Origin of the sequence: Aeromonas sp. HMWF014 (assembly GCF_963878295.1) — a bacterium.
Classification (GTDB): domain Bacteria; phylum Pseudomonadota; class Gammaproteobacteria; order Enterobacterales; family Aeromonadaceae; genus Aeromonas; species Aeromonas popoffii.
The window spans coordinates 1-6,274 of sequence record NZ_CAWNYS010000136.1 but is presented as its reverse complement, the minus strand read 5'-3'; the positions used below and the strand labels follow the sequence as shown (position 1 = coordinate 6,274).

Here is a 6,274-nt window from a genome sequence, read left to right as displayed (position 1 = left end):
CATATAGAAAATCAAGTTCAGTCTCTGCAATCTGCTTCGCCCCCATTCTCTCATGGAAAGCAATTACTTTAGAATTTTCTTTTCTCACATCAAAATGAGACTGTTCAAAATTTAATGTATCAAAAGCAAATTGATACACTAAAAAAGCACTTTCTAGAGCAGCAAATTTTGTCTTATCTGAGTTTAAAATCCAACTACCCCAACAAAAAGAATTCACATCCCTCATGAAGTCATACAATCTAACGGTACCTATCGGCTTATTATCATCATTTCGAAAAATAATAAAATAAAACTCAATTTGGCTTTCTTCACGAGACTTGTATTTTTTAATCCACTCCTTCTGCATCTGAACAGATGCATCAGTTTGAGATAAATGTTTATTTAACTCTCCGTTAGTGCGTAAGGATATAATAAATTCGGCATGAAAGTCTTCGACCAATTTAAAATGAATAGTTCTAGCACGTAAATTCATTTCATTAATCCATTTATTGTTTGACCAAATCCAAAAAAATGTCGTAATCGCGGATATAATCCGATTCATCATAGAGTTGATCCGCGAGTACCATTAAGACACAGTCTTCTGAAAAGTCATACATTTCTCGCCACATAAAGGATTCAATGATTAATCCTTGAGCCGGGTTATCTAGCAGCACTTCAACCCGCTCACAACCATCATCCAATACAAAACGGCACGATCCCCTCACAGCGATAGCTACTTGCTTGAGAGTCTTATGGGCGTGAAAACCTCTTCGTACACCATCTTTAGTTTTAAAAATATAGTAAACTCGCTTAACAGGAAAAGGTATATTTATTCCCTCTTCTAAAGCAATCAATGAGCCACGTTCATCACCATGAGCTTGTAGTGAAACAAGTTTTATTTCCATTATAAAATATTCCATTTATATTCTGAAAATTTCTGTGCCACTTTATCCTTTTCTGATAACAAGGCACCTTCAATTGGCCATTCAATATTAATGTCAGGATCATTCCAGTAGATAGAGCCTTCACTCTCACGATGATAATAATCTGTCGTTTTATATAAAAATTCAGCACTCTCGCTAAGTGTTAAAAAACCATGCGCAAATCCTTCCGGGATCCATAGCTGACGTTTATTTTCTGCTGAAAGATGAACCCCAACCCATTGCCCAAAGGTCGGCGAACTTTTGCGGATATCTACCGCCACATCAAACACTTCACCCGAAACACAACGCACCAACTTACCTTGCGCATGGGGAGGTAACTGGTAGTGCAAGCCGCGCAATACGCCTTTGGATGATTTTGAGTGATTATCCTGCACGAAAGTGACCGGATATCCTACCGCCTCTTCAAACAACTTGTGGTTGAAACTTTCAAAGAAAAAGCCACGCTCATCACCAAATACTTTTGGCTCAAAAATAAGGATATCAGGAATAGCTGTCTTGATTATATTCATCTGTGAATCCGAATTTAATTCTATCTTTATGGGGGAAACATATTTTCTCCCCTGATATCACTCAGGCTTTGGCAACCATTCTTAATAAATATTGTCCATACGCATTCTTTGCCAGCGGCGCTGCAAGTTCACGGACCTGGTCAGCATTGATAAACTTCTGGCGATAGGCAATCTCTTCCGGACACGCCACTTTCAACCCCTGACGCGTCTCGATGGTCTGAATAAAGTTACTCGCTTCAATCATGCTCTCGTGGGTTCCAGTATCAAGCCAGGCATAACCACGGCCCATCATCGCCACCGACAGATTACCTTGCTCAAGGTAGATACGGTTCACATCGGTGATTTCAAGCTCACCACGCGGCGATGGCTTCAGGCTCTTGGCGATCTCCACCACGCTGTTGTCGTAGAAATAGAGGCCGGTGACCGCATAATTGCTCTTGGGCACCTTAGGTTTCTCTTCCAGAGAGATAGCGGTTCCCTGTTTATCAAATTCCACGACGCCATAACGCTCAGGGTCATGCACGTGGTAGGCAAATACGGTGGCGCCGCTCTCTTTGGCTGCCGCCGCTTCAAGCTGTTTCTGCAGATCGTGGCCGTAGAAGATGTTGTCGCCCAGCACCAGCGCACAGGGGTCTGAGCCGATGAACTCTTCACCCAGAATAAAGGCTTGTGCCAACCCGTCCGGGCTCGGCTGTACCTTGTATTGCAAGTTCAAGCCCCACTGGCTGCCATCGCCCAGCAACTGTTCAAAGCGGGGGGTATCTTGCGGTGTGCTGATGATCAAAATGTCGCAAATACCGGCCAGCATCAGGGTACTCAACGGGTAGTAGATCATCGGCTTGTCATAGATGGGCAGCAACTGCTTGCTCACCGCCATGGTGACCGGATAGAGACGGGTGCCAGAGCCACCGGCCAGAATAATACCTTTACGTTTGGTCATGATGCTTATTTCTTATTTTTAAATTTCAAAAGAAAAGGGTGGCTTGCGGCCACGCCTTTCTGTTTTATCCCTGCCAGCCAGGGATGCATTCACTACATCCCTGGCCAGTGATTTACTTGCCCAGGATCTCGGTCAACATCCGCTCTACACCGACGGTCCAATCCGGCAGTACCAGATCGAAGGTGCGCTGGAATTTGCCGGTATCAAGGCGGGAGTTATAGGGGCGTTTGGCCGGGGTAGGGAAGGCGCTGGTAGGCACCGTATTGAGTTGCGTCACCGCCAGTTCAACCCCGGCCTCTCTGGCTTTGGTAAACACCAGCTGAGCGTAGTCAAACCAGGTGGTGGTACCGGAGGCTATCAGATGGTACAGCCCGGCGACCTCGGGTTTGCTCTGCGCCACGCGGATCGCATGGGCGGTGCAATCGGCCAGCAACTCGGCACCGGTCGGAGCGCCGAACTGGTCATTGATGATCGACATCTCGCTACGCTCTTTGCCAAAACGCAGCATGGTCTTGGCAAAGTTGGCGCCCCGGGCGGCGTAGACCCAGCTGGTGCGGAAGATCAGGTGACGAGAGCAGAGGGCTGCGCCCTGTTCCCCTGCCAGCTTGGTTTCACCGTAGACGTTGAGCGGGGCGGTCGCATCGGTTTCCACCCAGGGGCGCTCACCGCTGCCATCGAATACATAGTCGGTGGAGTAATGCACCAACCAGGCGCCAAGGAGTTCCGCCTCGTTGGCGATCGCCGCCACACTGGTGGCGTTGAGCAACTCGGCAAACTCCCGCTCGCTCTCCGCCTTGTCGACTGCGGTATGGGCCGCTGCGTTGACAATCACGTCCGGCTTGACCAGACGTACCGTTTCGGCCACCCCTGCCGGGTTGCTGAAATCGCCGCAATAATCGGTGGAGTCAAAATCAACGGCGGTGATGCGCCCCAGCGGCGCGAGTGCACGCTGCAACTCCCAGCCTACCTGACCGTTTTTGCCAAACAGCAGAATATGCATCAGGCACGCTCCCCGTAGTTCTGTTCAATCCAGGATTGGTAGGTACCGCTCTTCACGTTGTTCACCCATTGCTGGTTATCCAAGTACCACTGTACCGTCTTGCGGATACCGGATTTAAAGGTTTCTTGCGGTTGCCAGGCGAGCTCGGCGCTCATTTTGCTGGCATCGATGGCATAGCGGCGATCGTGACCGGGACGATCTGCCACATAGGTGATTTGATCGCGGTAAGAGCCCGCTTTCGGCACCATCTCGTCGAGCAGGTCACACACGGTGTGTACCACGTCCAGGTTCTGCTTCTCGTTGTGACCGCCAATGTTGTAGGTCTCACCGATAACGCCACTGGTCACCACCTTATAGAGCGCGCGCGCGTGGTCTTCCACATAGAGCCAGTCACGGATCTGGTCGCCCTTGCCATAGACCGGCAGCGGCTTACCATCCAGCGCATTGAGAATCACCAGCGGGATCAGCTTCTCGGGGAAGTGGTGAGGGCCGTAGTTGTTGGAGCAGTTGGTGACGATGGTTGGCAGGCCGTAAGTACGGCGCCAGGCGCGCACCAGATGGTCGCTGGAGGCCTTGGAGGCAGAATAGGGACTGCTGGGGGCGTAGGGGGTGGTTTCGGTGAAGAGCGGCAACGCCTCACCGGCAGCCACTTCATCCGGATGGGGCAGGTCGCCATACACCTCGTCGGTGGAGATATGATGAAAACGAAAGGCCGCCTTGCGCACCTCGTCCAACCCATTCCAGTAGGCACGAGCCGCTTCCAGCAACACATAGGTACCGACGATATTGGTCTCTATGAAATCGGCAGGGCCAGTGATGGAGCGATCGACATGGCTCTCCGCTGCCAGGTGCATGACTGCATCAGGTTGGTGCAGGGTAAACACCCGATCCAGCTCGGCACGATTGCAGATATCCACCTGTTCAAAGGCATAACGGCCACTGTTTGCTACACTGGCCAAGGATTCCAGATTGCCCGCATAAGTGAGCTTATCGAGGTTGATGACTGAGTCGTTGGTGTCTTGAATGATATGACGAACAACCGCCGAGCCGATAAAGCCAGCGCCACCAGTGACAAGGATTTTCATAGGTATGCTCTTGAAAATGAATAGAAAAAATTAATATTTTCAGCTAACGAAAAAGAATGGAGGAAAAATTGAGTGTGTCTGACAGGCAGATATCTCACGCTAATCAGGAAGTTTCGATAAGCTACCGCCCCTGAGTTACAGCCCCCAGTTTGCTGCTTTTTACCAGATTGTGAGTGCTGTTGGCCATGATGCCCTCCAGCGTAGGATAAGTCTGCCACCATCCCTGATGACAACGTCTCGATTTTAAAAAAATCCAGTCTGGCGGTCTTACCGAAAACAGCCGCGAGATAAAACCGTACAACAAGGACAAAGTCTGGATTCTAGCGCCTTTCCGGCCTGTTTGAACAGTCAAAACAACACAGTTGAAAGCGCCGGACCTGCTGACTGTTCATTAATCTATCAGAATGAAAGCGTGCAGGAGATTTCCTACTTAAATCTACAGATTGGATTCATAAGTTGCCCATTTTAGCCTTGACCCCATTAATACTGAAGTAAAAGTAATAGAAAACTGAACGTTAGCTCTAATTTGGGTCATGATATCGATCCGCACCTCGAGGTTTACAGCAAGTGTGCCATGGTGTTTACACTAACAACCGCCCCTCCTCCCCACACATTGACCTTGTTTGCCAACGTACCCATCCATTTAGCACCTGGCAGCGGCAACACCCGCACGACGCATTATGTCATCAAGGTTTCATATCTGTATGTTTTTGCTGAAAGCAAACAGGGCGAACCCAATGGTTCACCCTGTGGCTATACCATAACGCAAGCTATGAGGTGATAGCTACTGCTGCTGAACACATAGCCATCGAGATCCTGTCGGGGGCTTGCCAACCACCACCGACGGCTTTGTAGAGTGCCCGCGCACCTGCAGAGGCTGTTGGCAATCACAATGAGATCCAATCATACCCACAACCTCATTGAAAGCGGTCTGGATACTCTTCTCATAGCTGGCCACTGCCTGGTGCTCACCTTGGCCACGTCGAGGTCGGCAATGCGTTTTCCACCATCTAAGATGGGGGGGTTGATCTGGGGGGGATAAAGGACCTGCTCCCTGTCCCTCCATTAAACGATACATGACGCAGAACACCAGGAAGATCGCCTTGAACAAGGTCTGCACCACCTCCTTGATGGCGAGCTTCGCGAACGGCGTGGTGTCGTACGACATCCTGCTCGACAGCCTTTTTGCCCTGATAGCCCTGCCAAACAGCCCGGCCGCCCGCCACACCTGATAGCCTTGGACCCGGAGCTGGCCAGCGCTCCTAGCTCCCATACACCATCACTGACCCGCTCTCCTGCCAGGCAGTGCTGGTTTGCAGCACGACACTTTGGTAGCCCGCCGCCAAATTTGCTAGAGTAGCGCCCCCGAAAGAAGGTGCCTGCCATGTCCATATTGCCACTGCCCCATCATGATGCCCCCCCCAGTCTGCCATCTGTGGCAGATCCAGACACCCTGTCAGCCCGTCAGCGCTTTCTGATGTTGTTGGCAAGCGGGGCTCATCTACTGGAAGCGGGCTGCGGCGCGGGCGAGGATCTGCTCTTTTTCCGGCAGCAAGGTCTCATGGTCACCGCCTTGGATGCCAGTCTGGCCCAGGCCAGGCTGGCATCACGCCGCGGTGGCCAGCCGGTGCGGGTCTGCCGCCTCGAGCAGATGCACAGCGCCTTGCCCTTTGACGGCATCTGGGCCAGCGGCTCGCTGCCCTGCCTGGCCGGGGGAGAGCTTGCCCCCGCCCTGATGCATCTCGCCGGCCTGCTCAAACCCCAGGCGCCGCTCTACTGCTCCTTCCCTTATGACGAGGGCGAGCACCGCTGCGCCG

At 51.4% G+C, this 6,274-nt stretch carries 8 protein-coding genes; 2 read left to right on the top strand and 6 right to left on the bottom strand.

What is annotated here, in order from left to right; all coding sequences use genetic code 11:
- The 6 genes from AAC083_RS05410 to rfbB all read right to left on the bottom strand — a co-directional run.
- On the bottom strand, positions 1–472 hold a 472-nt coding region (locus tag AAC083_RS05410; protein ID WP_108536037.1), incomplete at its 3' end, for a GNAT family N-acetyltransferase.
- 13 nt (positions 473–485) lie between these two features.
- Positions 486–884 (bottom strand): sugar 3,4-ketoisomerase, encoded by a 399-nt coding sequence (locus AAC083_RS05405; RefSeq protein ID WP_108536036.1) that lies wholly within the window; start codon positions 882–884, stop codon positions 486–488.
- The gene (gene rfbC, locus AAC083_RS05400; RefSeq protein ID WP_108536035.1) at positions 884–1,432 is read right to left on the bottom strand and encodes a dTDP-4-dehydrorhamnose 3,5-epimerase; all 549 of its coding nucleotides are present in this window, start codon (positions 1,430–1,432) and stop codon (positions 884–886) included. Before rfbC ends, AAC083_RS05405 begins: the two co-directional genes overlap by 1 nt.
- Positions 1,433–1,493: 61 nt before the next feature.
- The gene (gene rfbA, locus AAC083_RS05395) at positions 1,494–2,372 is read right to left on the bottom strand and encodes a glucose-1-phosphate thymidylyltransferase RfbA (RefSeq protein WP_108536034.1); all 879 of its coding nucleotides are present in this window, start codon (positions 2,370–2,372) and stop codon (positions 1,494–1,496) included.
- A 112-nt stretch (positions 2,373–2,484) separates the two neighbouring features.
- Positions 2,485–3,372, bottom strand: a complete 888-nt coding sequence (rfbD, locus tag AAC083_RS05390; protein WP_108536033.1) for a dTDP-4-dehydrorhamnose reductase — start codon at positions 3,370–3,372, stop codon at positions 2,485–2,487.
- A complete protein-coding gene (gene rfbB, locus AAC083_RS05385; RefSeq protein WP_108536032.1) occupies positions 3,372–4,457 on the bottom strand; it encodes a dTDP-glucose 4,6-dehydratase in 1,086 nt (361 codons plus the stop codon). Before rfbB ends, rfbD begins: the two co-directional genes overlap by 1 nt.
- A 1,103-nt stretch (positions 4,458–5,560) precedes the next feature.
- Between rfbB and AAC083_RS05375 the strand changes: the two genes are divergently transcribed.
- A complete protein-coding gene (locus AAC083_RS05375; protein ID WP_258224610.1) occupies positions 5,561–5,689 on the top strand; it encodes a hypothetical protein in 129 nt (42 codons plus the stop codon).
- Positions 5,690–5,937: 248 nt separating this feature from the next.
- Positions 5,938–6,274: class I SAM-dependent methyltransferase (locus AAC083_RS05370; protein ID WP_375134743.1), on the top strand; the 337-nt coding region annotated here is incomplete at its 3' end.